This window comes from Actinoplanes sp. NPDC026670 (assembly GCF_040638175.1).
In the GTDB taxonomy this organism is placed as follows: domain Bacteria; phylum Actinomycetota; class Actinomycetes; order Mycobacteriales; family Micromonosporaceae; genus Actinoplanes.
The window spans coordinates 1-24,568 of the sequence record NZ_JBEZXU010000103.1; the positions used below are offsets into that span (position 1 = coordinate 1).

A 24,568-nucleotide genomic window follows, 5' to 3' on the forward strand; every position below is an offset into this window, starting at 1 on the left:
CGCCCTCATCGCCCTCGCCAAACTCCACCTCGGCGGCTACAACATCGACCTACCAGGCCGCACCTAACCCACACATCCACCCGGAGAGCCGGAAAAGGCTGCAAGATCGGCGCGAGCCTGAAAAGTCGTGCAAGATCCACGGGTGACGAGCCGTGGGCGGCCGAACCGTTGGCAGCCGAACCGTTGGCAGCCGAATCGTCGCCGACCGAACCGTGTCGGCGAAATGCTCATCCGGTCGGTGCCGTGAAGCCCGACTCGGCCGGAACGAAGACGGGCGTAGCCGTGTGCGGGTTCGCGGGCTGTTGGCATGATGCGTAGCCGTGATGCTGCTGGTGCCCTCCGATGTTCTTCGCCCGCGCCGTCCGGATGAGCATTTCGCCGACGAGGCGCGGGCCGCCCGGGACGCCGGGATCGAGGTGGCGCTCGTCGACCACGACGCGCTGGCCCGCGGTGACGCCGAAGCGGGGGTGGCCCGGGTTCCGGCCGGCACAGACGCCGTGTACCGGGGCTGGATGCTGGACGCCGGCCGGTACGCCGCGATGGCGGAGGCGCTGGCGGCGCGCGGGGTGACGCTGCGGACCGGGCCGGAGCAGTACCGGCGGGCGCACGAGCTGCCGGGCTGGTATGCGGCGGTGGCCGGGGACACCCCGGAGTCGGTGTGGACGTCCGGCGACGGCCGGGAGGATTTCCGGCGGGCCTGCGGCGAACTGGGTGGGGGACCGGCGGTGCTGCGTGACTTCACGAAGTCGATGAAGCACCACTGGCACGAGGCCGCCTACATTCCGGATGTCTCCGACGGCGCCGGGGCGTGGGCGGTGGCGAGCCGGTTCCGGGAGTTGCGGGGGGACGGTTTCACCGGCGGGTTCGTGGTACGGCGGTTCGAGTCCTTCACCGGCGCCGAGGTGCGCACCTGGTGGGTGGGCGGGGTGTGCCGGCTGGTCACAGCGCACCCGGACACGTCAGGTGAATTGCCGCCGGCGGACGTCGTACTCCCGGAGGTGGGGGTTGATCTGCCGTTTGTGACAGTCGATCTGGCGCGGCGGGTGGATGGCCGGTGGCGGATCATCGAGATCGGTGACGGGCAGGTCAGTGACCGGCCGCGGAGCACGCCGGCCGAGGAGTTGATCACGGTTCTGGGTTAGCCAGGAGCGCGGCGCGTTTGGTGGCGTGCTCGTCGTCGGTGAGCAGGCCGGCGGCGTGGAGTTCGGCGAGGTTGCGTAGCAGGGCGGTGTGGTCGGGGGCGGCGGTCATCCGGTCGCGGATCAGGGCGGCCAGGTAGGCGGCGGTGCGCCGGTCGGCGCTGAACGACCAGGTGTGGCCGCCGGTGCTGATCTCCACCGAGGATCGGATCAGGCGATCACGGGCGGTCACGCTGTCGACGGCGGTGAGCGGCACGCGTTCCCGGCCGGCGCCGGTGCCCATCAGGCCGCCGGTGCTGGCGAGTTCCAGCCGGTCGGGGTAGATGAGCAGGTAGAGGTCGGTGCCGTTGTTGCGGTTGTGGGCGACGGCGAGGGCGCCGGTGGTGTCGACACTGTGCCGCCGGGCCCGGTCGAGGGCCTGGACGCAGTGATCGGGAACCGTCAGGGCGTCGTCGAGGTTCACGATGAGTCACCGTAGCGCATCGACGCGGGTCCATCGGGTGCGTAGGCTTGCCGCCCATGGAGGAACGGGTCTTCACCGATCGGGGGGAGCTGGTCCTGCGGAGCCGGGATGGACACTTCGAGCTGATCAGCAACGGTGTCTTCCTGATGGACACGCGGTCCGGCCGTTCGGAGCGGGTGCTGGTGCGGGCTGCTCTGGCGGCGACCGGACCGCGTCCGCGTCTGCTGATCGGCGGGCTGGGGGTGGGTTTCGCGCTGGCCGAGGCGGTCCGTACGGACGCCGCCGAGATCATCGTGGTGGAGGTCGAGCCGGCTGTCGTGGCGTGGCATCGGGGGGTGCTGCGGCGGTTCAGTGCGGGCGCGCTCGACGATCCGCGGGTCCGGGTGGTGACCGCTGACCTGGCGGTGTGGCTGACCGGCACCAGTGACCGGTTCGACGCGATCTGCCTGGACGTCGACAACGGTCCGGGGTGGACGATCGTCGACCACGGCACGGGGTTGTTCCGGCGGTCCGGCCTGGCCATGTTGCGGGAGCATCTGCGGCCGGGCGGGGTGCTGGCGCTGTGGAGCGGGTCGGCCGCGCCGGGGTTCGCGGCGACGCTGAACCGTCTGGTGGGGCCGGTGCACACGGTTCGGATCCCGGTGGAACGGGGCCGGCCGGATGTCGTCTACGTGGCATCATGCGTGGGTGACGACCGCCATGATCTACGCGGAGTTCGCAGCCCGTGAGGCGGCCGGGGAGTCGCCGGCCTACGAGGAGCTGGCGGTCGCCGTGTCGCTCGACTCGCGGGTGCTGGCTCTGCTGGACACGTTGCCCCCGGCGAAGCGGCAGCCGAATCTGCTGTTCGGGGTGGGCCGCTTCCTGGGTGCGCCGGTCACCGATCCGCCGGCGTTCCTGGAGTTCGCGGTGGCGAACTGGGATCGGGTGAGCCGGGAGATCCTGGCCCGGGCGACGCAGACCAACGAGCCGCGCCGGTGCGCGCTGCTGCTGCCGGTGCTGGCCGCGCTGCCGCAGCCGCTGGCGTTGCTGGAGGTGGGCCCGTCGGCGGGGCTCAACCTGTTCCCGGACCGTTACTCATACCGCTACGGGGAGGTGACGGTCGGCGCCGGGGAGCCGGTTCTGGAGTGTGCCCTGGCCGGGATCGGGGCGCCGCAGCGTGTGCCGCAGGTGGTGTGGCGGGCCGGGCTGGACCTGAATCCGCTGGATGTGGCCGATCCCGCGGACCTTGCCTGGCTTGATGCGCTGATCTGGCCGGAGCATGACGAGCGCCGGGTCCGGCAGCGGGCGGCGGCGCGGGTGGCGGCGGCCGAGCCGCCGGTGCTGGTGCGCGGCGACCTGGTCGACGATCTTCCGGCGCTGGCCGGGCGGGCGCCGGCCGGGGCGACGCTTGTCGTCTTCCACACGATGGTGCTCTACCAGGTGGCGGCGGAGCGGCGGCGGCTGTTCGCCGAGGTGGTGCGGTCGGTCGGCGCCCGCCGGATCGGCGTGGAGAACCCGACCGTTTTCGAATACCCGGATCTGCCGAACCCGCCGGACGAGCGGTTACACCACGTGTTGACGCTTGATGACCGTCCGCTGGCGTGGGCGCGGCCGCACGGGCAGGGGCTCACCTGGTTCGGAGGTGGTATTCCATGAGCTCGGGGTGGGGTGGGAAGTCGTCGGGGACCGAGATCCCGGTCGGCTGCCAACCCATCTTCTCGTAGAAACGCCTGGCCCGGTGGTTGCCGGCGAGCACCCACAGACGGCCGGCGCCACCGAGCATCCGGACGAGCTCGTCGTGCGCGGCCGAGGCCAGCCCGGTGCCCCAGGTGCGGGTAGCCGTACCGAAATGCAGAAGTTGATCTTCGGTTAGAGCGGCGTATCCGGCGACCAGCCCGCCCTGCAGGATCACCAGGACCCGGATCGACGGGTCGTTGATCTCGGTGATCCAGCGGCTGGTGAGTTCGGCGCGGGGGAACGGGAACTCGTCCTGCGGGAAGATCCCGGACAGCGCCCGGACCGAGCCCTCCTCCTGGACGTCCATGATCGCTTCGACGTCGGCCGTGGTCGCCGGCCGCAACACGGTCACGCCACACCGAACCAGCGTCCGGCCAGTTCGTCGAAGGACGCACCCGGCGGCAGCCGTTTCATCCAGGCGGGCAGATTGCTGAAGTAATGCAGCAACGACCACGCCATCATCCGGCGCGGGAACCCGTCGTCGGCCGGATGCCCGTAGGCGCGCAGGAACCGTCCCAGGAACCGCCCGTCACCCTCGGCGACGAAGCAGCCCACGCCGACGAACTCGTACTCGGGCGCGCCCCGCATCGCGGGTTCGAAATCGATCAGCCCGCTGAACCGCCACCGGCCGTCCGTGCCGGGCGCCACCAGCAGATGGTCCCGCATGATCTCAGTGTGCAGCAGCACCCGCCGCCGGTCGGCCAGATCGACGTCGAGCGCCTCCGGGATGCGGTCCAGCCAGCTCCCGGCCAGGCCGCGGCTGCGCTGGCGGTCCACACATCCGGCGCGCTGCCCGGCCACGAACGCGTCCCAGTCGTCCGGCCACCAGCCGTCGATCTCCGGCAGTGGCAGCGCGTGCAGCTCCGCCACCGCCGTCCCGAGCTCGTCAGCCAGCCGGTCCCGGCCGGCCGGCGGAATCCGGTCCCACACCCCGGTCAGCGGCGTGCCGGGCATCCGCTCCATCAGCACGAACCCCCAGCCGTCCCGCTCCCCGGCCTCCAGCACCCGCGGCGTATCGATCGGCAGGCGTCCATGGACCGCCCGCAGGACCGCGGTCTCCACCGGAAACTCCGCCCGGTAGACCTGCGGAAACAGCTTCAGGACGAGCTCACCGGCGGCATAGACGGGCAACGAGCCGGCCGCGAACCGGTCCACCGCCGCATCGACCCCGAGGTCCCGGAGCAGCCGTTCCGCCCCGGCGCGCAGCGCACCCTCGTCGAGGGCGTCGAACGCTTCCGCACTTCCGGCAACCGGCAACTTCGACACCGGACGACCTTAAAGGCCCTTTTCGGGTACGGCCACACCTCCCCCAACCGCACCACCCCCGCCCCCGGCTGCGCCGCTGCCGCAACCTCACGAGATCACGGGTGCTGCGGGAGGCCGAGGTGATCGGTGCGGGTAGCCGTACCCGGATGGTGCATTTCGTCATTGATTGAGGTTGGCTACTTTCGGTCATGTGGGCGTCACTGAAACATGTGCGGCGATCGGGGGCCGCCGTGAACCGTGACCGGCGGCAGGTCGCGCCGGCGGCCGGAGTCGTCGCCGGGCCGGTGCGGGTCACCGCCGCGACGGTGCCCACCGGTTCCGTCCCGGGGCTGGTCGCCGTTTCGGCGGCCGCGTTGATCTGTGTCGCCGCGTGGGCCGGCCGGGCGCTCACCGGCGAGATCGGCTCCGGGCTGCTCGCGGCCGGGGTGATCACGCCGCTGCTGGTGGTCGCCGCGGTGGTGGTCGCCCACCGTCGGTATCCGGCGCCGAGCGGAGCCGACACGGTCTGGGAGTTCACGGTCCGGGCCGGCGACGGCACGCGGATCCCGGTCCTGTTACGGACCGGCGCGCCCCGGGGCTCGCTGCGCCCGCGGGACCAGGTGCGGCTGGTCCCGGCCCGGCCTGGTCGCCGCGGGGTGCCGGCCCGGTCCGGCCGTGGCCGGGCGGTGCAGGCGGTGGAGGTGCTGGCCGGCCCGGACGGTCCGGTGCTGCGCCGGATCGCCGCGAGCCCCGCGCTGTCCCCGGTGCAGCGGGCCGGTCTGTTCCTGGCCGTGCTGCTGCTGGCGGCGACCGTCGCCACCCTGTTGACGGCCTGACCACAGGCTCGCGCCCCACCCTGCCGGTGGTGCACACGAGGCGGTATACAGTGCAGCGCACCGATTCGCACTTGTGGCAACCCGGCCTCCGGATGCGGCCGTCGCGCTTCTACTGAGAGCTGGCGCCGACCACCTACCGACCAGGGAGAGGCCCATGTCACGTCCGATCGCGGCACTGGCGCTCGTCGTGCTGCTCGGCATCGCCGGGTGCGGGGCGCCCGGTGGCGCGGGCGCGCCTTCGACGACCATCCGGGCCGGGACCCTGACCGTGGGATCACAGCAGTCGTACGTGCCCGGGGAGTTCCGGGGCGAGAACGGGCTCGAAGGGTTCGGGGTGGAGCTCGTCGCGGAGATCGGGCGGCGGCTCGGACTCACCCCGGAATGGGTGCAGTCCGACTATTCGGCGCTGATCACCGGGCTACAGGCTCGGCGGTTCGACATGGGCTCGGGTGGGATGAGCGCCAATCCGGAACGGCTCCAGCAGGTCGACATGATCGGGTACTACCGGTCCGGGGCCACATTTCTGGTGCGTAAGGCGGACGAGGGGCGGTACACCACCGGGGAGTCGATGTGCGGGCACCGCCTCGGCATGCTGGAAGGGGCGACCACCCTGGAGAAGGCGGTCGCCGCGCTCAACGAGAAATGCGGCGGCTCGCCGATCCGGATCGAGCACTATCCGTCCACGCCGCTCGGGCTGCAGGGGCTGCTGTCCGAACGGATCACCGCCTACGCGCCGGATCTCGCCCAGGCCCGGTACATCGTCGCGCAGAATCCCGGGGACTTCGCGGTCACCGGATATCACCTGGCCGACTATCTGATCAATTTCACGTTCGCCAAAGGCGGCGACCCGGCACTGCGTGACTCCGTCTACCGCGCCCTCGACGAGATGATCCGGGACGGGACCTATCGGCGGATCCTCGACGGGTGGAACCTCGCGGGCGGCGCGCTCGAACGGCCCGCCAACAACGGGGCGGCATGACCAACCCCTATCCGGTACGCCGTCCGCGCCGCCCCGGTCAGGCCGTCCGGGCCGTCGTGGCGGTGGCCGTCGTCGTGGCCGTGGTCTGGCCGTTCGTCACCTCAGGGGTGCTCGACATCGCGACGATCGGGCGGTACCTGTTCGGGCCGATGGTCCTCGCCGCGGTCTGGGGGACGTTGTCGCTGGCCACGCTCAGCACCGCGCTCGCCCTCGTGCTCGGCACCGGAGTGGCCCTGCTGCGGATCAGCGCCGATCCGGTGTCGCGGGCGGTCGCCGGCGGCTACGTCTTCGTGTTCCGGGGCACGCCCATGCTCGTACAGCTGCTGATCTGGTTCTATGCGGTGCCGCGAATCATCGGGGACGTCGGTTTACATGTGCCGTTCACCGGCATCGTGCTCATTCCCGGTCAGCCGGCCGGCAATTTCTTCACCCCGTTCGTCGCCGGGCTGTTCGCGCTCACCCTCGCCGAAGCCGGATACCTGGCCGAAGTGGTGCGCAGCGGAATTCAGGGCGTCGACCCCGGTCAGCGCGACGCCGCCCGCGCCCTCGGGGTGCCGGCCGGCCGGATCATGCGGCAGATCGTGCTCGCCCAGGCGTTCCGGATGGTTCTGCCGGCGCTCGCCAACCAATACATTCTCATGATCAAGAACACTTCCCTGGCGTACGTGATCGGCTATTCCGAAATCCTGCTGTCGGTCAGCCGCGTCTACTACACCAATTTCCGGTACCTGGAACTGCTGCTTGTCGCCGCGTTCTGGTATCTGCTGCTCACCGGACTGGTCACGGTCGGGCAGCACCGGCTGGAACGGAGATTCCCGCCGTGATGTCGGCCCGCAACGTCCACAAGAACCACGGGTCGCGGGCCGTGCTCCGGGACGTGACCATCGACGTCGGCGACGGGGAGACCGTCGCGCTGATCGGGCCGTCCGGTGCCGGGAAGTCCACGTTCCTGCGATGCGTCCACCACCTCGAAACCGTCGACTCCGGGCACATCACGGTCGACGGGGAACTCGTCGGATACCGCGAGGCCGGCGGGTTCCTGGAACCCCTTCCGGACCGGGAAGCCGCCCGCCGGCGCGCTCGGATCGGGCACGTCTTCCAGCACTTCCACCTGTTCCGGCACCTGACCGCTCTCGACAACGTCGCCTACGGGCCACGGGCGGCTCTCCGGCTCCCGGCGCGGGCTGCCCGGGCCCGGGCCCGGGAACTGCTCGCGCGGATGGGACTCGCCGAATGGGAACGGCACTACCCGCGGCAACTGTCCGGCGGCCAGCAGCAGCGGGTGGCGATCGCGCGGGCGCTGGCCATGGAACCCGGCCTGCTCCTGCTCGACGAGCCGACCAGCGCCCTCGACCCGGAGTTGCGCGCCGAGGTCGCCGCCGTCATCCGGCAACTCGCCGGCGAACAGCGGACCATGCTCGTCGCCACCCACGACATCCCGCTCGTCCGCGACATCGCCGACCGGGTGGTGTTCCTCGTCGACGGGCACATCGTCGAACAGGGCCCGGCCGCCGTAGTGCTGGACGCCCCGGCACACGAGCGCACCCGGGCCTTCCTGACCCGGATGACCACCACCTAGACCGCGAGCCGTCGCTGAGCGCGGGAATGCGCGTCGGGTAACCGTGGTGGGCGACGGCTGGCGGGCCCGGCTGGCTGTGGACGGCGCGGGCTGCCGGCGTCACAGGCCCAGGGCGTCGCGGATGATCCGGGCCGTGTTGTCCACGTGGCGGCGGGCGATCCCGGCCGCGGTCTCGCCGTCGCCGGCCCGCAGCGCGGCCACCAGCTGGCGGTGCTGGGTGTTGACGATCTCGTCGTCGGCGGGGGTGAAGACCACGGGCTGGTTCAGGTTCCAGTAGTGGATCTTCGTGCGGCGGTGCATCTGGGCCACGACCGTGTTGCCGGCGCCGTCGGTGACGATGTCGTGGAAGATGTTGTTGAGCTCGTTGAGCCGCAGGCGGGAGACCGAATCGTCCTCCATCGTGACGATCAGCTCCTCCATCCGGGCCAGTTGCGCCTCGGTGATCCGCCCGGCCGCCAGGAATGCGGCGTGTGCCTCGACGCCCGCCCGGGCCTCGATCACCTCCAGGATCTCGGCGGGGGTGTGATCGCGGACCACCCAGCCCTTACGCTGGACCACGAGACCTTCCTGCACCAGCCGGAACAGCGCCTCACGCACCGGTGTGCGGCTGACCTGCAGCCAGTCGGCGATGTCGTTCTCCACGAGGCGGTGATTGGGGCGCAACTCGGCGGAGAGGATGGCCTCACGCAGCCGCTCGTGGACCACCTCGGCCAGGTCGCCGGAGCGGGTCGGAGGGGGCGGTGTGGTCATGAGTGACCATGGTATACACATTGGTACACCTTTGTGCCTCCGGGTGGGATTGAAATGTTTCAAGCGTCGTGCTTACCATCAGGGCGCCCGTCCCCGCCACGGTTAGAAAGGCCCAGGTGTTGACTCAGCAGCCCCGCAACGGTCGAGCCCCCTCGGTCAAGGACGTCGCCGCCGCCGCGGGCGTCTCCCTGGGCACCGTCTCCAACGTGCTCAACCGGCCCGCCGTGGTCAGCGCCGCCACCCGCGAACGCGTCGAACGGGCCATGGCCGAGCTCGGGTTCGTGCGCAACGAGTCGGCCCGCCAGCTGCGCGCCGGCACCAGCCGGGCGCTGGCCTACGTGATGCTTGACGGGGGCAACCCGTTCTTCCACGACGTCGCCGAGGGCATCGAGACCGCCGCCGAGGACGCCGACCTGTCGCTGTTCGTCTGCAACAGCAACGGCCGCTCGGAGCGCGAGGCCAAACACCTCGACCGGCTCCTCCAGCAGCGCGTCCAGGGCATCCTGATCACCCCGGTCGACCCCGACGCCCCGCACCTGGCCGACCTCGCCCAGCGTGGGCTGCCGTTCGTCATGGTCGACCGGTTCAGCCGGGCCGGCGGGCACTGCTCGGTCGCCGTCGACGACGTCCTGGGCGGGCGGATCGCGGTCGAGCACCTGATCGATCGCGGACATCGGCGGGTCGCGTTCGTGGGTGGGCCGTCCAGCATCGGGCAGGTTCGCGAGCGGCTCCAGGGCGCGCGGGCGGTGTGGGACGAGTTCGGGATGCCCGAGGACGACCTGATCCACCTGCCGACCGAGGCGCTCACCGTCAACGAGGGACGGTCGGCCGGCGAACGGCTGGCCGGGCTGCCGTCACGGCGCCGGCCCACCGCGGCGTTCTGCGCCAACGACCTGCTCGCGCTCGGGCTGCTCCAGCACGCGGTCACGGCCGGCCTGCGGGTGCCCGACGACCTGGCGATCGTCGGATTCGACGACATCGACTTCGCGGCGGCCGCGGCGGTGCCGCTCACCTCGGTCCGGCAGCCACGGCAGGAGCTCGGGCGTACCGCGGCGCGACTCGTCCTGGACGAGGCCACCAACCCGGATCACGTGCACGAGCAGGCGACCTTCGTGCCGGCGCTGGTGGCCCGGGCCTCGACCGGCACCGTCCGGCGGTGACCCGGCGTTCTGCGGCTGATACCGTCCGTCGGTGATCGAGGGGCTCTACGACGTCATCCATCGCCGCCGGGACGTCCGGGCGGAGTTCACCGGAGAGCCGGTCGGTGACGAGGTCCTCGACCGGATCCTCACCGCCGCGCACGCCGCCCCGAGCGTCGGCCTCTCCCAGCCGTGGGATTTCGTCCTGGTCCGCTCGGAGCAGGTGCGCGCCGCCTTCCACGAGCACGTCCGCACCGAACGCGACGTCTTCGCCGCCACGCTGAGCGGGGACGCCGCCGACCGGTTCGCCCGCATCAAGATCGACGGGGTGCTGGAGGCCGGGCTGTCGATCGTGGTCACCTACGATCCGTCCCGCGGCGGGCCCGCGGTCCTCGGGCGGCACGCCATCGCCGACGCCGGGCTCTACTCGGTCTGCCTGGCCATCCAGAACCTGTGGCTGGCCGCCACCGCCGAAGGCCTCGGGGTCGGCTGGGTGTCGTTCTACCGTGAGGAGTTCCTGCGCGAGCTGCTCGGCATCCCGGCCGGGATCCGCCCGGTGGCCTGGCTCTGCGTCGGGCCGGTCAGCCACCTCGCCACCGTGCCCGACCTGGAACGGCACGGCTGGCGCCGGCGGCGGCCACTCGACCTCGCCGTGCACGCCGACCGGTGGGGCGCGCGGTGAGGCTGCACGTCGGCTGTGCCATGTGGAGTCTGAAGTCGTGGCAGGGGCGGTTCATTCCGGCGTCCGGGGCTGATCGTCTCCGGTCATACGCGGGGTGGTGCAACGCGGTCGAGGGCAACACCACCTTCTACGCGACGCCCTCGCTGGAGACGGTTCGCGGGTGGGCGGCGCAGGCGCCGGACGACTTCCGGTTCGTGCTGAAACTCCCACGCGAGGTCACGCACACCGCCGCGCTGTCCGACACTTCCGGAATATCGGAATTCCTGCGCGTGATCGAGCCGCTCGGCGACCGCGTCCACGCCCTGTGGGCACAACTGCCGGGATCCTTCGGACCCGGCGACCTCCCGGCTCTCTCCCGGTTTCTGCGGAGCCTGCCCGATTCTTTCCGGTACGCCGTGGAGGTCCGCGATCCGGCCTTCTTCCACGACCCGCGCCGCCTCGAGGAACTGCTCGCCGGCACGGGCGCCGAGTGGGTGCCGTTCGACACGACCGAGTTCTTCCGCACACCCCCGACCAGCGACGCCGAACGTGACGCCTGGCTCAAGAAGCCCCGCATGCCGCTGCGTGCCGAAGCCCTCACCGACCGCCCGATCATCCGCTACCTGGGCCGCGACGCCACCGACCGGACCGTCGAGGGCTGGCAGCGCTGGGTGCCGATCGTCGCCGGCTGGCTGCGCGAAGGCCGGTCGCCCACCTTCTTCGTCCACACGCCCGACAACGCGGACGCGCCGGCCCTGTGCCGCCGTTTCCACGACGAGGTGCGGGCGCTGGTGCCCGGCCTGCACCCGCTGCCCGAACCGCCGCCCGCCTCCACACTGGAGCCGGAAGGCCCGCCGACTCTGTTCTGACCCTGTCAGCGGTGTTCTCAATGGAGGGTTGTAGGTTCCGTCCATGATCAAGATCCGGCTGCTCGGCGCGGCCCAGTTCCTGCTGATCACGCTGTACCTGCTCGGCGGATTCGGGATACTGCTGCTCGCCGTGGTACGCAGCGGGGACTGGGGCGCCCTCGTCGCGCCCGGACTCGACCGGCTCGGCGACCCGAAGGACTCGATCCCGCTCGGCTGGGACTCGGCCACCAACCCGTTCGCCTGGATCTTCGGCATCGCCCGGGTGACCGCGATGCTGGTGGTCCCGGTGGCGACCATCGGCGTGCTGCTCGGCGGTTTCGCGGTGGCGGCCGCCCGCCGCGACGGCGACGGCCGCCGGACCCGGCGCGCCCTCCTGGCGATCGGCGTATGGCTGCTGCTGGCGGCGGTGGCCTTCACCCCGTACGGCGGCGACCTGCACACCTGGCTCGCCGACTAGCGCCCCGACACCCGCCAGCCGTCGCTGAGCGCTGGAATGCGGGCGGGTTTACCGTGCTCAGCGACGGCCGAGACCGCGAGCCGTCGCCCAGCGCTGGAATGCGGGCGGTTTGACCGTGCTCAGCGACGGCTGGTGAGGGCTGCGGGTGGCGCGGGGCGGCAACGTCGACGACTCTGCTGGCCAATTGAGGAACCCGCCTACCTGCGGAAATGTGGCGGGCCTGCCGCCGGGCATCGGACAGCCCTTCCGGGCGGCGTAACCTCACCAGCGTCGCAGCAGCGAGCCCAGACATCGGCCACCCCGGCGGTGCGCCAGGAACCCTGAAACGCCGCGCAGGTGGCGGCCCCGGCGGTGCGCCAGGAACCCTAAACACCGCTCAGGTGGCCCCGGCGGTGCGAGGGAAACCCTGAAACGCCGCGGAAGCAGCCGTGCCGTTCCGCCGGCCGCCCGGCCGGGCCGGGAAGCAGCCATACCGTGCCGCCGGCCGTTCGATGAGAGCCGGAAGCAGCCCTACCGCGCCGCTGGCCCCGGGGCGTCGGCAGCGGAAACCGGACCTCGATCAAGACCCGGAGGCCGGAGGGCGACTGTCAGCCGGCGGTCACCACCACGTTCCACAGGTATACAGGTTCCTCAATTGGCCATCAGGGTCGCTGGTCAGAGCACACGATGGGCGAACGTGTGCGCGTGCTTCGTCCTGGCGTGGGTGGAAGCACTCGTTGGGCTGACTGTGTGCGTTCGTTGTGGGCGGGGCGATGACGAGATCCCACGTTTGGCGATCGTGTGCGCCTGTCGTGCAACACTCGACGCCGCGAACGCCGCCACCACTGCGGCCTGCTACCCGGGCAGCCTGACGTGCCGCCTCGGACGTTCTCGCTCACGGCGCCGGGGAGCGGATCATGCGGATCTCCCGTATCCCGTCCTCGGTCTGGGCTGCCCCGTCGGCGAGGAAGCCGTGCTTGCGGTAGAAGGCCTGGGCGCGAGGGTTGGGATCGGCGACCCACAGCGCCGCCGGCTCCCCGGCGTCGATGACGGCGTTCAGCAACGCCTGGCCGGTGCCCGTACCGTGCGCGGCAGTGACCACATAGAGCAGATGCAGATGCCTCACCCGCGCCGTCGCAGCGTCCAGCGACGGGCCTGACATCGCGATGCCGATCAACTCACCGTCCCGCTCGGCCACTGCCGTTCGGTTCTCGCGATATCGCCGGTCGGTCAGCGCCGCGGTCCAGAATCGCTCCCGCGCGGCCGGGAAACCCGGATCATCAAGCACTGCATCCGACATGAGCCCTCGATACGTCTCCTGCCAGCACCGGACATGCACCTCCGCCATCCGGGCAACGTCCCCGAGCCGGGGCGAACGAACGGTCACCAAGGAATCCACCGCGGAATCGTAGGACGCCTGCGGGGCTAGAGTGCTGCGCCATGGGTGTGCTGTATGACTACTTCCGTGGGCCCGGCGCTGCGATCGTGACCGATCTGATGGACCGGACCGACGCTGATCCGCCGGGTGTCATCGATGAGCTGGTCACCGAGGTGGTGGACGCCAAAGGACTGGATGCGCTGGTGTGTGTCGGTGCGCTGTGCTCGTTCGTCGTCGGTGGGTCCCGGACGGCCGGGACGTTCCGGACCCGCCTGGTCTGGCCGGTGCTCGACCCTGAGGATCTGATGGAGCATCAGGGGCCCTGGGTGGAGCAGCTCAGCGACGGCATGCGGGATACGCTCGCGGCAGTCGACGACGATCGGATTCCGGAGCTGGCCGCCCGATGGGTGCGGATCGAGGAGATCAACTGGCCCGGGGCGGCTGATGACGTGCTGGTGCCGGTGGTCACCGATCTGGTCGCGCTCGCCCGTGCGGCCCAGGCTGCCGGTGATCATCTCTACTGCTGGAGTTCCCTCTGAACGATGCCCGCAGCGAGGCCGCGCGAGGGCCCGGCTCGGTGGCCGGGCCCTCCGGGTGGTGGATCAGGCGTGCGGGCAGGTGTCGCGGTACTCCTGGATGGCGGTTCCGGACGGGGCCGGGCACAGGAACTGGTCGTAGCGGGTGTCGTTGTCGATGAAGCGCTTCAGCCACGAGAGGCTGTACTTCGCGACGGTCACGCTTCCGCCCTCGGTCGGCGCCGAGTGGCCGGCGTTGTTGAGTTCCAGGTACGCCTTGTCGGGCGCGGTCGTCAGACTCGTGTAGAACGGCTCGGCGTGTGCGGACACCGGGGCCACCGTGTCGTTCTCGGCGCCGATGATCAGGGTCGGCACGCGTACCGTGGTCCAGCTCTTCGTGCCGTGCCACGGGGTCATCGGGACCGCCGCCTGGAGCGCGGGGCGGGTCCGGGCCGCGGCCAGGCTGCCTCCGCCGCCCATCGAGTGGCCCATCACGCCGAGGCGGGTGGCGTCGATGCGGGTGCGGACCGAGCTGGTGTTCGTCAGGTAGTCGAGGGCGGCCAGCAGCTGCGTGCCGCGGCTGTCCGGCTGGTCGAGGGTGCTGCGGGTGTCGATGGTGATCACCACGAAGCCCTGTGAGGCGAGCCGCGGGCCGAGCCAGGCGATGCTCGACTGCGACGCGGTGAAGCCGGGGGAGATGGCGATGGCCCCGAACGTGCCGGCGCTGGTGTCGGTCGGGTAGTAGATGGTTCCGCCACCGAACGTGGAGACGCTGGCGCGTGCCACGGTGACCTGGGCGATCGCGAACGTGCCGCGGGCCGCCTCGATGCTGGCGTTGGTGGGCGCCGGGCCGCGCTCGTAGGGGTTGGCGGCCGAGGCCGGTAGTGCGGGCGTCGCCAGGACGAAGGCGGCGCAGAGAGCGGTCAGTAGCGAGGCCTTCCGGGCACGGGCAGGAACGGGCATGGGAACTCCCTGGGGTATTGGGGCTCCTGAAATCGATGGATGTCGATAAGTTAACCCGTCGGTAACAAACGAGGTAATCCCAGCCCGTACCTGAACCCGGCGGTATGTCAGGCGCATTTAAATCGGTTGCCGTCGCGCGGCCGGTCCGGTTGGGTGGGCCGCATGACGTACTGAGGCCTTCACCCAGCGCACCCGTAGCGGCGTCCACTGCCGCCTACCTCCGGCACCGCCCTCGTCGGCGTGCCGTGAACCGTGCCCTCAGCCGGCGCCCCCGCATCCCGCGGGCCGCGCCCCACCGTCATGGGAAGAAGCGTTTTGTCTGCACAGCAGTCCACACGTGCCACCGTCACCGTCTTCGCCGAGCCCGGCAGCTGGATCGAAACCGACGCCGTCGATCAGTGTCACCAGGTCGCCGCCCTGCCCGGCATGATCCACGTCGCCGGGATGCCCGACCTGCACCCCGGCAAGGGCGCCCCGATCGGCGCCGCCATGCTCTCCTCGGTCCTCTATCCGTTCCTGGTCGGCTCCGACATCGGCTGCGGGATCGCGGTGTACCCGTTCAAACTCAAGCGGGTCGTCCCGGAACGCCTGGCCGGGCGCTTCCCCGACCTGGACGAACCGGTCAGCCCGGCCGGACCGGACATCCCGGCCGGCTACACCGACCAGCTCGGCACCGTCGGCCGCGGCAACCACTTCGTCGAGCTCGCCCGGGTCGGCGAGATCCTCGACAGCGGTCACGCCGGGCGGCTCGGGCTGGCCGCCGGCGACACCGTCCTCATCGTGCACAGCGGCTCCCGCGGCCTCGGCGAGCGCATCCTGCGGTCGCACACCGAGGTGCACGGCGCCGGTCCGGCCGCCGACCCGCCGGCCTACCTGGCCGCCCACGACGACGCGGTCCGGTGGGGACACCTCAACCGGCGGATCATGGCCGAACGGGTCGCCGAAGCGCTCGGCGCCGAACTCGGCGAACCGGTCACCGACGTCTGCCACAACTCCGTCGAGATCCGCGACGGGCTCTACCTGCACCGCAAGGGCGCCGCGCCCGGCGACGGCGCCGACGTGCTGATCGCCGGCACCCGCGGCACCCGGTCCTTCCTGGTGGCCGGGCACGCCGGCCCGTCGGCCGGACATTCGGTGGCGCACGGCGCCGGGCGCAAGATGTCCCGGACCGACGCCCTGCGGCGCGGCAAGGCCAAACACACGGTCGAGGAGCTTCGGCGTACGGCCATCGGCTCCATCGTGGTCTGCGGCGACCGGCAGTTGCTCTTCGAAGAAGCGCCGGGCGCCTACAAGCGGATCGAGCAGGTGATCGGTGACCTGGTCACGCACCGGCTCGCCACCCCTGTCGTCAGCACGGTTCCGCTGGTCACCTACAAGACGGCCGATCTCGCGCCGCGGAAGGGAGGCCGTCGATGAGCACGGCTGCCTCGTCCTCGTCCTCGTTCTCGCCGGGCGCGGCGGCGCTGCGGGCGGTCACCGGGTGTGTGCCGGCGCTGCGGTGGAAACGGTTCGCGGACCGGCCGCCCCGGCCCGTCTTCTTCACCCGGCCGCCCCGGCGGGGCGGGTCCCGGCACGCGGTCGGCGGTGAGAACCGGTGATCGGATGGTGGAAACGTGCCGCCCATCCGGCGCCGGCCACGGGTGGGCTGTGCCGGCCGGTCTTCCACGGGCCGGAGTCGCGCCGTGGCGACGGAATCAACGGCCGCTGTCTCCGGGCGGGCGCGGCCGGTGGCTGCCGTGCGGCGGGATCGATCGGCGGCTGCCGTCCGGCGCCGTCGCGCCCGTCGGGCACCGGACGCATCGCGCCGTTCCGGCGGTGGGCATGACGCCCGGCGCTGGTGGGCGGACGGCAGGCGTGCGGCCCGGCGCCGGTGAGTGGACAGTGGGCGTTCGGGCCCATCGGGTGCGGACGGATGCCTGGCCGAATCCACCGGGGGCGGCCGGCCTCGCGCTTTGTGGAATGGGGGCGCGATGGCCGTACGACATCTGATGGTTTCTGCCGGACGCGGACCGCAAGAGTGCTCGTGGGCGCTGGCCCGGCTGGTTCGTCGGCTGGAGGCCGATGCCGCGAAGCGGAAGATCGTCACCCGGCGGGTGGAGAGCGTGCCCGGGGAGCGGGCCGGGACGTTCCGGTCGATTCTGCTGGAGATCGGCGGGGACGAGGCGGAGGAGTTCGCGGCTTCGTGGAGCGGGACGCTGTGCTGGCAGGCGCCGAGTCCCTATCGGGCCGGGCCGGGGCGCAAGAACTGGTATGTGACCGCGCAGCCGTGCTCGATGGACGTCGAGCGGACCGTCTTCGACGAGGCCGATGTGGAGATCGTGCCGACCCGCACCGGCGGGCCCGGTGGCCAGCACCGCAACAAGGCCAGCACCGCGGTCCGGGCCACCCACCGGCCCAGCGGGATCGTGGTGGTCGCCGACACCGAACGGCAGTTCAGCCTCAACCGGAGCATCGCGCTGCGGCTGATCCGGGAGCGTCTGGAAGCCGGTGACGCGGCCGCGTCGCAGGCGGCCGAGACGGCCCGGTGGCGGATCCACGACGAGCTGGTCCGCGGCAACCCGACCCGCGTCGAACGTCCGTGAACAAGCGGACATGCTGAGGGGCGGCGGCCCGAACCGGTGCCGCCGCCCCACGCAAAGAGCTCCGTCACGACCGCGAACCGCGATCGCGCCGGGCGTGACGCCCTCATCGATCAAGACGTCCCCCGGGGGCCGATGGTTGCCCGGGACGCGGGAACGTAACGGGGTGTTCACACTCGGCCGAGCTGTTTCACGTGCCGTAGCAGGGGCGCCGACTCGACCTTGTCGACGCCGTCGAGGCCGCTGATCCGCTCGGTCAGGTAGCGGTAGAACGCCGCCATGTCGGTGCAGATCACCGTCGCCACCAGGTTCGTCGAGCCGGTGGTGGCGGCCGCGAAGACCACCTCCTCGTGCTCGGCCAGCGCGGCTCCGACGGCGGCCAGCCGGGACGGCGCGACAGTCACCCAGAGCAGCACCGGCGCCAGGAAACCGAACGTCTGCGGCCGCACCTCGACGTCGTAGTAGAGAGCCCCGGACCGGCGTAGGTCCCGCATCCGGCGGCGGACCGTCGACTCCGGCCAGCCGGTCGCCGCGGCCAGCTCGGCGTAACCGGCCCGCCCGTCCCGCGACAGCACCTCCAGCAGTGCCTCGTCACCGTCGGCCAGCCGGATCGGTGACGTGTCGGCCGGGTCGGCGGGCTGGGCGGAAGCGCCGATGGTGAACGGTGGCGGTGGTGGCGACGGCACGCCGTCCGGAGTCAGCGCGGCGATCTGGTCAGGGGTCAGGGCGGCGTCGCGGCGGTCCGGGCCGACCGCGCCGCCGACGAAATGATGGATCAGGCAGTGCGCGGTCACCGACACCAGCCGGGGTGTCCGGGGCAGCTTCTCCAGCAGCAGCGACTCCCGGTCGGCGTGTGCGGCCAGCCGGGCCAGGCAGGAGATCTCGGTGCCGCCGGAGAAGACGCTCACCCACGCCGTGTCCGGACGGCGGGCCAGCGCGTCGGCGAGCGGCCCAGCCATGTCCGGCGAGGTGTGCAGCCGCAGCATCCACGACTCGTAACCGAGCCGGATCGGATTGGGCATGCCCACCACCCGCACCCCGGCGCCCTCCCGCAGCCGCCGGTAACGCCTGGCCACCGTCTGGTCGGAGACGCCGAGGACCGCGCCGATCTCCCGGTAACCGGCCCGGCCGTCGACCCGCAGCGCGTGCACGATCTGCCGATCCAGCGTGTCGATATCCACTTGCGCAACCCTATCCTGATGTCGAGATCCGCCGCATGCCGTCGAAAACGTGGCGCGTTCGGAAGGGCAAGCGGCAGAGTGCGGCGCATGCGAAAGTGGCTACCCCTGATCGCCGTCTGTCTCGGCACCTTCCTGCTGCTCGTCGACGTCACCATCGTGATCGTCGCGCTGCCCAGCATCGCCGCCCACCTCGAAGCCGGCCCGGACGACCTGGCCTGGGTCCTCGACGGCTACGCGCTGGCGCTCGCCGCGCTGCTGCTCGGCGCCGGAGCGCTCGCCGACCGGTACGGCCGCCGGGCCACGTACGTCATCGGGCTCGTGCTCTTCGGTCTCTCCTCGCTGCTCTGCGCCGTCGCGCCGAGCGTGGACACCCTGGTCGGGGCCCGCGTCCTGCAGGGTGTCGGCGGCGCCGCGATGTTCGCCACCACGGTGGCCATCCTCAACGTCACCTACCGGGGCCGCGACCGGGGCATCGCGTTCGGCGTGTGGGGCGCCGTCAACGGCGCCGCCACCGCGGCCGGGCCGCTGGCCGGCGGCCTGCTCACCGAACATTTCGGCTGGCGGTGGATCTTCCTGGTCAACCTGCCGATCGTCGTGGTCGCGGTCTGGTTCACCATGCGTACGGTCACCGAGTCCCGCTCCGACCGGGCCGGCCGCTTCGACATCCCCGGCACGGTCACCTTCACCCTGGCCGCCACCGCCCTGGTCTACGGGCTGATCCGGGCCGCCGACGACGGCTGGACCTCGGCCGCCGTGCTCGGCCCGCTCGCCCTCGGTCTGGCCGGGACCGCGCTGTTCGTCGCCGTCGAACGACGCTCCGCCGCGCCGATGCTGGACCTCGGCCTGTTCCGGCGGCCCGGGTTCACCGGGCTGATCGTCGCCGCGTTCCTGTGCCAGGCGGCCGCGTTCGCGTACCTGCCGTTCACCACGATCTGGCTGCAACGGGTGCTCGGGCACGGCCCGGTCGACGCCGGGCTGCTCGGCGCGCTGCCGCTGAGCGGGGCCGCGCTGCTGGTCGGCGCGCTGGCCGGGCGGTTCCTCCAGCAGGTACGGCCGTGGCTGACGATCGGGCTGGGCCTGCTGATGGTCGCAGCCGGTGACCTCGCCCAGTCGGTGGTCGGCCCGGACAGCTCCGCGGCGGTCCTCATCCCCGGCCTGATCCTGGTCGGGCTCGGTGTCGGGGTGGTGCTGCCGGTGCTGTCGTCGGCGGTGCTGGCCGAGGTGCCGCACGAGCGCAGCGGCATGGCCGGCGGGACGTTGAACACGTTCCGGCAGCTCGGGTTCGCGTTCGGTGTTGCGATCTTCGGCACAGTCGTCGCCGACGTCTCCCCACAGCAGAACCGGTACGCCGACGGACTGAGTGACGCGGTCGTCATGGCCGCCGGGTTCGCCCTGGTAGCGGCCCTGGCGGTGGTGCTCCTGGCCCGTCGGCGGGTGGAACCGCCGGTGAAAATCGGATGACAGGCCCCGGCGGCGGTGGGGCAGCATGGCCGTCGTGGTGGATACGCGCGGACCCGTCCGATATCTGTGGTGGCTGGCACGACAGGTGAAGGGGTGGGTGGCGCGCGGGGCGATGTTCGGATCGCTCTGGTTCGTCAGTCTGGCCGTCACGCCGTACCTCATCTCCCAGGCCATCGACCGCGGCCTCGCGCCGCGCCGCACCGGGGTGCTGCTCGCCTGGGCCGCGGTGGTCCTGCTCGTCGGGGCGGCCAGCGCGGGCCTCGGCATCATGCGGCACCGCAGCATGACCAAACTGCGGCTGGCCGCCGCGCTGAAGACCGCCGACCTGGTGATGACCCACGCCACCAGGCTCGGCGCGGCGCTGCCCCGCCGGGTCACCGCCGGCGAGGTGGTCACCATCGGCATCTCCGACGTGTGGACGGTGGGCCGGGCGATGAACGCGGGCGGCGTCGGCGTGGCCGCGGTCATCGCGTTCTGCGTGGTCGCGTTCCTGCTGGAGCAGATCTCCGGCCTGCTCGCCGCGGTCGTCCTGATCGGGGTGCCGGTGCTGGCGCTGATCATCGCGCCGCTGCTGCGCCGCACCCAGCGGGCCGCCGGCCGGTACCGCCACCACCAGGGCGAGCTCAACGGCCGGCTGGTCGACGTGATCGGCGGGCTGCGCATCCTCAACGGGCTCGGTGGCAAGGAAGCCCACCTGGAGCGCTACTCACGGGAGTCAGCGAAACTGCGCGACCAGGGCTACCTGGTCGGCGGCCCGTCCAGCTGGATCGGGGCGCTCGGCGACGGCCTGCCGGTGGTGTTCCTGGCCGTGGTGATCTGGCTGGCCGCCCGGCTCGCCGTCGACGGCCGGCTCACCGCCGGGCAGCTCGTCGCGGTCTACGGCTACACCGCGATGCTCGTCATCCCGGTCAACGTGATGATCTTCGTGGGGTTCGACGTCACCCGGGGCATCGTCGCCGCCCGCCGGATCACCGACTTCCTGCGCCTGCCCGAGGACGACCCGTCCGGCGAGCCGGCGCCGGCCGGCCCGGCGCTCCTGCGCGACCCCGAATCCGGGGTGTGCGCCGAACCCGGCCGGTTCACCGCCCTGGCCGGCGACCGGCCCGCCGACGCCGCCGAGATCCTCGACCGGCTCGGCCGCTACCGGCCCAGCGACGCCACCTGGGGCGGGCAGCCCCTCGCCGGGATCGCCCAGCCCGACATCAGATCCCGGATCCTGGTCGCCACCCACGACGCCGACCTGTTCGCCGGGCCGCTACGTGCCGTCGTCGCCGGAGCGGGCGAACCCGACGACGACCGGGTCCGCCGGGCCCTGGACACCGCGGTCGCCCACGACGTCGGCGACGACCTGGACCGGCCGATCGACTGGGGCGGGCGCAACCTGTCCGGCGGCCAGCGGCAGCGGGTCCGGCTGGCCCGGGCCGTCTACGCCGACCCGGAGATGCTGCTCGCCGCCGAACCCACCTCGGCCGTCGACGCGCACACCGAAGCGGCCATCGCCGACCGGCTCAGCACCGCGCGCACCGGCCGGGGCACCGTGCTGGCCACCACCTCGCCGGTGCTGCTCGACCGCGCCGACACCGTGCACTACCTGGTCGGCGGCCGGGTCGCCGCCACCGGCACCCACCGGGAGCTGCTCGCCGCGGAACCCGGATACCGCGCCCTCGTGGCCCGCGCGTTCGGAGACGACGATTGAACACGCTGCTTCCTGTCGCCAGTCCCCGTGAGGTTCTGGCCGCCGCCCGGCGGCTGATCGCCGCCGACGGGCGGGCCGTCACCGGCATGCTCGTCCTCAGCTCGCTGGCCGCCGCCGCCGGGCTCGGCGGGCCGTGGCTGCTCGGCCGGATCATCGACACCGTCGCCGCCGGCGGACAGGTCGGCGACGTCGACCGGCTCGCCGTCGCCGTGCTGCTCTGCGCGATCGCACAGACCCTGCTGTCCCGGTACGCGCTGTCGGCCGCCTACCGGTTCGGCGAACGCACCGCCGCCCGCATCCGGGAGATCTTCCTCGACCGGGTGCTCGGCCTGCCCGCCTCGGTCGTCGAACGCACCCCCGCCGGTGACCTGGCCGCCCGCGGCAGCACCGACGTCGACGGCGTCGCCACCGCGCTGCGCGACTTCCTGCCACCGATCTTCGTCGGCCTCGTGCAGATGGTGTTCCTGATCATCGCGGTGATCGTCCTCGACCCGCTGCTCGGCGTCGTCGGCGTGATCGGTTTCTCCGGCATCTGGTTCATCACCCGCTGGTACCTGCGGCGCGCCCGCGGCGCCTACCTCACCGAGGGCGCCGCCACCTCCCAGCTCGCCGACGAGCTCGCCGCCACCACCGACGGCGCCCGCACCGTCGAGGCGTTCGCGCTGCACGAGCGGCGCATCACCGCCGGCGACGCGGCCCTCGCCGAGACCCGGCGCACCCGCCTGGTCACCCTCGGGCTGCGCAGCGTGTTCTTCCCGCTCGCCGAGACGTCGTACGCGGTGCCGGCTGTGCTCGCCCTGGTCCTCGGCGGACTCCTGCACATCGACGGCCGGGTCACCGTCGGCACCGTCGCCGCGGCCGTCCTCTACCTGCGGCAGCTGGTCAGCCCGCTCGACACCATCCTGATCTTCCTGGACCAGATGCAGGCCGGCGGCGCGTCCTTTGCCCGGGTCGAGGGCCTCGGCGCCGTCCCCGCCCCGGTGCTGACCGCCGACCGGGAACCCGCCGACGAGCGGATCGAGGTACGGGCGGTCCGGTACGCGTACGACGAAGGCCGTGACGTGCTCCACGACGTCGAACTGACCGTCCGCCCCGGTGAACGGCTCGCCATCGTCGGGCTCTCCGGCGCCGGCAAATCCACCCTCGGACGGCTCGTTGCCGGAGTCGAACGCCCCACCGCGGGCAGCGTCACCGTCGGCGGCGTCGCCATCGCCGAACTGCCACCCGACCGGCTGCGCCGCCACGTCGTGCTGGTCACCCAGGAACACCACGTGTTCCGGGAGACGCTGCGGGAGAACCTGATGGTCGCCGCGCCCGACACCGAACTCGAGGCCGCGCTGCGCACCGTCGGCGCCGACTGGGCCGACGACCTCGACCGTGACCTCGGCGAACACCCACTCGACGGCGCGCAGGCCCAGCAGCTGGCCCTGGCCCGGGTGGTCCTCGCCGACCCGCACACGGTCATCCTCGACGAGGCGACCGCGCTGCTCGACCCGACCGCGGCACGGGCCGCCGAACGCTCCCTGGCGGCGGTGCTGCACTCGCGTACCGTCATCGCGATCGCCCACCGCTTGCAGACCGCCCACGACGCCGACCGCGTCGCCGTCATGGAAGCCGGCCGGATCATCGAACTCGGCACCCACGACGAGCTGGTCGCCGCGGACGGGCCCTACGCGGCGCTGTGGCGCTCCTGGCACGGCGGCGAGAGCATGCCGGTCGGGTAGCGGCTCACCTGGACCGGCGAGCTCACACAGACCCGCAGCTCCAGCCGGATCGGCCCCCGCGCCGACCGGCGGCGGCGCCGATCTTGTTGAGTTCGGGCACACCTGTCTCGCCCTCGAGTTTCGCCATTTTGGGCAGCGACATCGCGGGTCAGGGTCGACGCTGAAGTGAACCTTGTATTCGTCCTGGTCAGCGTCACACTCAGCTTCGCAAGATCATCGTGAGGTCATATTGCCTCATGTGGCCGTCCGGAGGCGGTGCCGGGAGCGGGCCGCCGAGGGCGGGCCCGCCGGTCGCAGCGATGGTCCAACGCACACGTTCGCCGATTGTGTGCGTCTGCTTCGTTCTGACGGGGATGGGAGCACACGTTGTGCCGTCCGTGTGCGTCTGTCGTCGTTGCGGCGAGGGTGAGATCGCACGTTGCCGCATTGTGTGCGCTGGTCGTCGATTCTGCTGGCCCATGGGGGAAGTCGCCTACCTGCGGAAACGTGGCGGGGCCTGCCGCCGGGTATCGGACAGTCCTTCCGGGCGGCGTAACCTCACCGGCGTCGCAGTAGTGAACCCGGACATCGGCCACCCCGGCGGTGCGCCAGGAACCCTAACTCGCCGCGCAGGTGGCCCCGGCGGTGCGCCAGGAACCCTAAAACACTGCTCAGGTGGCCCCGGCGGTGCGAGGGAAACCCTAAAACGCCGCGGAAGCAGCAGTGCAGTGCCGCCCGGCCGCCCGGCCGGGCCCGGAAGCAGCCCTACCGTGCCGCTGGCCGTTCGATGAGAGCCGGAAGCAGCCATGCCGTGCCGCTGGCCCCAGGCCTCGGCAGCGGAAACCGGACCTCGATCAAGACCCGGAGGCCGGAAGGCTTCTGTCCACCGGCGGTCACCACCACGTTCCAAAGGTGTACAGGTTCCTCAATTGGCCATCAGGGTCGTCGTCACGCGCCGGCGACCACGCCGGGCCGAGCGCCGGCGACCGTGGCTGGCGGAAGGTCCGGCGACCGCGTCTGGCCGAACGCCGGCGACCGCTTCGGGCCAAGCGCCGACGACCGGGGCTGACCGAAGGTCCGCGACTGGGGCTTGCTGAACACCGGCGACCGGGGCCGGTCGAGGGTCCGCGACCGTCATCGTGGAAGTCCAGAAGACCGTGACGCGGTTCGCCGGAGGTGGGACTCGCCCGAGTATCGCCGGATTCAACAAGATCGCGCGGCGTGGGGCGGCGGGGCGGCGGGGTGGCGCGGCGGCGCGGACGGGGTGGCGGGGTGGCGCG

At 71.9% G+C, this 24,568-nt stretch carries 25 protein-coding genes; 18 read left to right on the top strand and 7 right to left on the bottom strand.

Annotated features, from left to right (window positions below; genetic code table 11):
• Window positions 1-323: 323 nt before the first annotated feature.
• On the top strand, window positions 324-1,142 hold the full coding sequence (locus AB0E94_RS49415; protein ID WP_360342764.1) for an ATP-grasp domain-containing protein: 819 nt from the start codon (window positions 324-326) through the stop codon (window positions 1,140-1,142).
• On the opposite strand, the gene AB0E94_RS49420 is transcribed toward AB0E94_RS49415, so the two are convergent.
• Window positions 1,126-1,602 (bottom strand): SHOCT domain-containing protein, encoded by a 477-nt coding sequence (locus AB0E94_RS49420; protein ID WP_360342699.1) that lies wholly within the window; start codon window positions 1,600-1,602, stop codon window positions 1,126-1,128. The genes AB0E94_RS49415 and AB0E94_RS49420 overlap by 17 nt on opposite strands.
• Window positions 1,603-1,658: 56 nt before the next feature.
• Here AB0E94_RS49420 and AB0E94_RS49425 point away from each other — a divergent pair, with 56 nt between their 5' ends.
• Window positions 1,659-2,330, top strand: coding sequence for a spermidine synthase (locus AB0E94_RS49425; RefSeq protein WP_360342702.1), 672 nt, complete (start codon window positions 1,659-1,661; stop codon window positions 2,328-2,330).
• Window positions 2,302-3,237, top strand: coding sequence for a DUF2332 domain-containing protein (locus tag AB0E94_RS49430; RefSeq protein ID WP_360342767.1), 936 nt, complete (start codon window positions 2,302-2,304; stop codon window positions 3,235-3,237). Before AB0E94_RS49425 ends, AB0E94_RS49430 begins: the two co-directional genes overlap by 29 nt.
• On the opposite strand, the gene AB0E94_RS49435 is transcribed toward AB0E94_RS49430, so the two are convergent.
• Both AB0E94_RS49435 and AB0E94_RS49440 read right to left on the bottom strand, forming a co-directional pair.
• A complete protein-coding gene (locus AB0E94_RS49435) occupies window positions 3,209-3,670 on the bottom strand; it encodes a GNAT family protein (protein ID WP_360342705.1) in 462 nt (153 codons plus the stop codon). The two genes, AB0E94_RS49430 and AB0E94_RS49435, sit on opposite strands and share 29 nt — an antisense overlap.
• Window positions 3,667-4,584: an aminoglycoside 3'-phosphotransferase/choline kinase family protein gene (locus AB0E94_RS49440; protein WP_360342708.1), complete on the bottom strand. Its 918-nt coding sequence runs from the start codon at window positions 4,582-4,584 to the stop codon at window positions 3,667-3,669. Before AB0E94_RS49440 ends, AB0E94_RS49435 begins: the two co-directional genes overlap by 4 nt.
• A gap of 230 nt (window positions 4,585-4,814) precedes the next feature.
• Between AB0E94_RS49440 and AB0E94_RS49445 the strand changes: the two genes are divergently transcribed.
• The 4 genes from AB0E94_RS49445 (at window position 4,815) to AB0E94_RS49460 (ending at window position 7,957) form a co-directional block, all read left to right on the top strand.
• Entirely contained in the window at window positions 4,815-5,399 is a 585-nt protein-coding gene (locus tag AB0E94_RS49445) for a hypothetical protein (RefSeq protein WP_360342711.1), read from the top strand.
• 154 nt (window positions 5,400-5,553) lie between these two features.
• A complete protein-coding gene (locus tag AB0E94_RS49450) occupies window positions 5,554-6,378 on the top strand; it encodes an ABC transporter substrate-binding protein (protein WP_360342714.1) in 825 nt (274 codons plus the stop codon).
• The gene (locus AB0E94_RS49455; RefSeq protein WP_360342716.1) at window positions 6,375-7,202 is read left to right on the top strand and encodes an amino acid ABC transporter permease; all 828 of its coding nucleotides are present in this window, start codon (window positions 6,375-6,377) and stop codon (window positions 7,200-7,202) included. Before AB0E94_RS49450 ends, AB0E94_RS49455 begins: the two co-directional genes overlap by 4 nt.
• Window positions 7,202-7,957 carry an amino acid ABC transporter ATP-binding protein gene (locus AB0E94_RS49460; RefSeq protein WP_360342719.1) on the top strand — a complete coding sequence of 252 codons (756 nt, stop codon included), beginning with the start codon at window positions 7,202-7,204 and terminating at the stop codon, window positions 7,955-7,957. The genes AB0E94_RS49455 and AB0E94_RS49460 overlap by 1 nt, the downstream gene beginning before the upstream one ends.
• Window positions 7,958-8,056: 99 nt before the next feature.
• Here AB0E94_RS49460 and AB0E94_RS49465 read toward each other — a convergent pair whose 3' ends face one another.
• Window positions 8,057-8,707, bottom strand: a complete 651-nt coding sequence (locus AB0E94_RS49465; protein WP_360342722.1) for a GntR family transcriptional regulator — start codon at window positions 8,705-8,707, stop codon at window positions 8,057-8,059.
• Between the two features lie 116 nt (window positions 8,708-8,823).
• Between AB0E94_RS49465 and AB0E94_RS49470 the strand changes: the two genes are divergently transcribed.
• From AB0E94_RS49470 to AB0E94_RS49485, 4 genes are read left to right on the top strand one after another with little or no spacing between them, the layout of a single operon-like run.
• A complete protein-coding gene (locus tag AB0E94_RS49470; RefSeq protein WP_360342725.1) occupies window positions 8,824-9,867 on the top strand; it encodes a LacI family DNA-binding transcriptional regulator in 1,044 nt (347 codons plus the stop codon).
• 31 nt (window positions 9,868-9,898) lie between these two features.
• Window positions 9,899-10,528 carry a 5,6-dimethylbenzimidazole synthase gene (gene bluB / locus AB0E94_RS49475; RefSeq protein WP_360342728.1) on the top strand — a complete coding sequence of 210 codons (630 nt, stop codon included), beginning with the start codon at window positions 9,899-9,901 and terminating at the stop codon, window positions 10,526-10,528.
• Window positions 10,525-11,376, top strand: a complete 852-nt coding sequence (locus AB0E94_RS49480; RefSeq protein ID WP_360342731.1) for a DUF72 domain-containing protein — start codon at window positions 10,525-10,527, stop codon at window positions 11,374-11,376. The genes bluB and AB0E94_RS49480 overlap by 4 nt, the downstream gene beginning before the upstream one ends.
• Before the next feature lie 43 nt (window positions 11,377-11,419).
• Window positions 11,420-11,833: a hypothetical protein gene (locus AB0E94_RS49485; RefSeq protein WP_360342734.1), complete on the top strand. Its 414-nt coding sequence runs from the start codon at window positions 11,420-11,422 to the stop codon at window positions 11,831-11,833.
• A gap of 874 nt (window positions 11,834-12,707) precedes the next feature.
• Here the strand turns inward: AB0E94_RS49485 and AB0E94_RS49490 are convergent.
• Window positions 12,708-13,211, bottom strand: coding sequence for a GNAT family N-acetyltransferase (locus tag AB0E94_RS49490; protein WP_360342737.1), 504 nt, complete (start codon window positions 13,209-13,211; stop codon window positions 12,708-12,710).
• Window positions 13,212-13,252: 41 nt separating this feature from the next.
• Between AB0E94_RS49490 and AB0E94_RS49495 the strand changes: the two genes are divergently transcribed.
• Window positions 13,253-13,729 (top strand): hypothetical protein, encoded by a 477-nt coding sequence (locus tag AB0E94_RS49495; protein WP_360342740.1) that lies wholly within the window; start codon window positions 13,253-13,255, stop codon window positions 13,727-13,729.
• Window positions 13,730-13,792: 63 nt separating this feature from the next.
• Here AB0E94_RS49495 and AB0E94_RS49500 read toward each other — a convergent pair whose 3' ends face one another.
• The gene (locus AB0E94_RS49500) at window positions 13,793-14,668 is read right to left on the bottom strand and encodes a dienelactone hydrolase family protein (RefSeq protein WP_360342743.1); all 876 of its coding nucleotides are present in this window, start codon (window positions 14,666-14,668) and stop codon (window positions 13,793-13,795) included.
• 315 nt (window positions 14,669-14,983) lie between these two features.
• Between AB0E94_RS49500 and AB0E94_RS49505 the strand changes: the two genes are divergently transcribed.
• The 3 genes from AB0E94_RS49505 (at window position 14,984) to prfH (ending at window position 17,250) form a co-directional block, all read left to right on the top strand.
• Window positions 14,984-16,084 carry an RNA ligase RtcB family protein gene (locus AB0E94_RS49505; protein ID WP_360342746.1) on the top strand — a complete coding sequence of 367 codons (1,101 nt, stop codon included), beginning with the start codon at window positions 14,984-14,986 and terminating at the stop codon, window positions 16,082-16,084.
• The gene (locus tag AB0E94_RS49510) at window positions 16,081-16,266 is read left to right on the top strand and encodes a hypothetical protein (protein WP_360342749.1); all 186 of its coding nucleotides are present in this window, start codon (window positions 16,081-16,083) and stop codon (window positions 16,264-16,266) included. Before AB0E94_RS49505 ends, AB0E94_RS49510 begins: the two co-directional genes overlap by 4 nt.
• A gap of 372 nt (window positions 16,267-16,638) precedes the next feature.
• Complete coding sequence (gene prfH, locus AB0E94_RS49515; RefSeq protein ID WP_360342752.1) at window positions 16,639-17,250, top strand: peptide chain release factor H; 612 nt, start codon at window positions 16,639-16,641, stop codon at window positions 17,248-17,250.
• A 167-nt stretch (window positions 17,251-17,417) separates the two neighbouring features.
• Here the strand turns inward: prfH and AB0E94_RS49520 are convergent, their stop codons facing one another.
• Window positions 17,418-18,428: an Lrp/AsnC family transcriptional regulator gene (locus AB0E94_RS49520; protein WP_360342755.1), complete on the bottom strand. Its 1,011-nt coding sequence runs from the start codon at window positions 18,426-18,428 to the stop codon at window positions 17,418-17,420.
• A gap of 87 nt (window positions 18,429-18,515) precedes the next feature.
• Between AB0E94_RS49520 and AB0E94_RS49525 the strand changes: the two genes are divergently transcribed.
• From AB0E94_RS49525 to AB0E94_RS49535, 3 genes are all read left to right on the top strand, one after another.
• Window positions 18,516-19,889 carry an MFS transporter gene (locus AB0E94_RS49525; RefSeq protein ID WP_360342758.1) on the top strand — a complete coding sequence of 458 codons (1,374 nt, stop codon included), beginning with the start codon at window positions 18,516-18,518 and terminating at the stop codon, window positions 19,887-19,889.
• 112 nt (window positions 19,890-20,001) lie between these two features.
• Window positions 20,002-21,585, top strand: coding sequence for an ABC transporter ATP-binding protein (locus tag AB0E94_RS49530; RefSeq protein ID WP_360342770.1), 1,584 nt, complete (start codon window positions 20,002-20,004; stop codon window positions 21,583-21,585).
• On the top strand, window positions 21,582-23,309 hold the full coding sequence (locus AB0E94_RS49535) for an ABC transporter ATP-binding protein (protein ID WP_360342761.1): 1,728 nt from the start codon (window positions 21,582-21,584) through the stop codon (window positions 23,307-23,309). The genes AB0E94_RS49530 and AB0E94_RS49535 overlap by 4 nt, the downstream gene beginning before the upstream one ends.
• The last annotated feature ends 1,259 nt before the right edge of the window (window positions 23,310-24,568 follow it).

Bases quoted from the DNA above. Each gene is read 5' to 3' on its own strand.
- AB0E94_RS49455 (WP_360342716.1), top strand. From the start codon at position 6,375: ATGACCAACCCCTATCCGGTACGCCGTCCGCGCCGCCCCGGTCAGGCC.
- AB0E94_RS49525 (WP_360342758.1), top strand. From the start codon at position 18,516: ATGCGAAAGTGGCTACCCCTGATCGCCGTCTGTCTCGGCACCTTCCTG.
- AB0E94_RS49425 (WP_360342702.1), top strand. From the start codon at position 1,659: ATGGAGGAACGGGTCTTCACCGATCGGGGGGAGCTGGTCCTGCGGAGC.
- AB0E94_RS49465 (WP_360342722.1), bottom strand. From the start codon at position 8,707: ATGACCACACCGCCCCCTCCGACCCGCTCCGGCGACCTGGCCGAGGTG.
- AB0E94_RS49450 (WP_360342714.1), top strand. From the start codon at position 5,554: ATGTCACGTCCGATCGCGGCACTGGCGCTCGTCGTGCTGCTCGGCATC.
- AB0E94_RS49415 (WP_360342764.1), top strand. From the start codon at position 324: ATGCTGCTGGTGCCCTCCGATGTTCTTCGCCCGCGCCGTCCGGATGAG.
- AB0E94_RS49510 (WP_360342749.1), top strand. From the start codon at position 16,081: ATGAGCACGGCTGCCTCGTCCTCGTCCTCGTTCTCGCCGGGCGCGGCG.
- AB0E94_RS49530 (WP_360342770.1), top strand. From the start codon at position 20,002: ATGTTCGGATCGCTCTGGTTCGTCAGTCTGGCCGTCACGCCGTACCTC.
- prfH (WP_360342752.1), top strand. From the start codon at position 16,639: ATGGCCGTACGACATCTGATGGTTTCTGCCGGACGCGGACCGCAAGAG.
- AB0E94_RS49500 (WP_360342743.1), bottom strand. From the start codon at position 14,668: ATGCCCGTTCCTGCCCGTGCCCGGAAGGCCTCGCTACTGACCGCTCTC.
- AB0E94_RS49485 (WP_360342734.1), top strand. From the start codon at position 11,420: ATGATCAAGATCCGGCTGCTCGGCGCGGCCCAGTTCCTGCTGATCACG.
- AB0E94_RS49460 (WP_360342719.1), top strand. From the start codon at position 7,202: ATGTCGGCCCGCAACGTCCACAAGAACCACGGGTCGCGGGCCGTGCTC.
- AB0E94_RS49495 (WP_360342740.1), top strand. From the start codon at position 13,253: ATGGGTGTGCTGTATGACTACTTCCGTGGGCCCGGCGCTGCGATCGTG.
- AB0E94_RS49430 (WP_360342767.1), top strand. From the start codon at position 2,302: ATGATCTACGCGGAGTTCGCAGCCCGTGAGGCGGCCGGGGAGTCGCCG.